Raw genomic sequence first — 508 nt, forward strand, 5'->3', positions numbered from 1 at the left:
GTCGAGGCGCACGGTGACCGTGCGGTCGCCGAGTTCGTCGCTGACCTCGTTGGCCATGTCGGACAGGGCGGCCAGGACCGCGAGCCGGACGGGAGCGGCGATGGCCGTCGCCAGGGCCGCGGCGGTACGCCGGGTCTGTTCGTCGCCGAGTTCGGCCGCCGCGATCACGGAGTCGGTGATGGCGGACGTGTACTTGTCGATATCCATGACGCCAGTGTGGCGTCATCTGTGGCGTCAGGCAAGGTGTCATGGTGACGTCATCGATCGGTGCAGGTCGAGGGGCGTTACTGTGCGGACGGAAGGAACCGTGCGTCCCGGAGGGCGCAACGGTAGAGGCGAGGAGGAGACGATGGCGCCCGAATCCGCCGATCCGAAGGTCCGGCTCATCGCCACGACGGAGTTCCATCTCCCCGACGACGTCGCCTGGGAGACCGACGCCGAGGGCGGCGAAGCACTGATCGAGTTCGCCGGTCGCGCCTGTTACCAGAGCTGGTCGAAACCCAACCCC

2 pseudogenes are annotated in these 508 nt (G+C 67.9%); one reads left to right on the plus strand and one right to left on the minus strand.

Features of this window, described 5'->3' with window-relative positions:
• A pseudogene (locus tag R1101_RS0125315) lies at positions 1–207 on the minus strand (hypothetical protein); the annotation flags it as partial.
• A 142-nt stretch (positions 208–349) separates the two neighbouring features.
• On the opposite strand from R1101_RS0125315, the pseudogene thyX reads away from it, so the two are divergent.
• Positions 350–508 (plus strand): annotated as a pseudogene (gene thyX / locus R1101_RS0125320) (FAD-dependent thymidylate synthase); the annotation flags it as partial.

Origin of the sequence: Rhodococcus sp. R1101 (genome assembly GCF_000278445.1) — a bacterium.
Taxonomy (GTDB): domain Bacteria; phylum Actinomycetota; class Actinomycetes; order Mycobacteriales; family Mycobacteriaceae; genus Rhodococcus; species Rhodococcus gordoniae.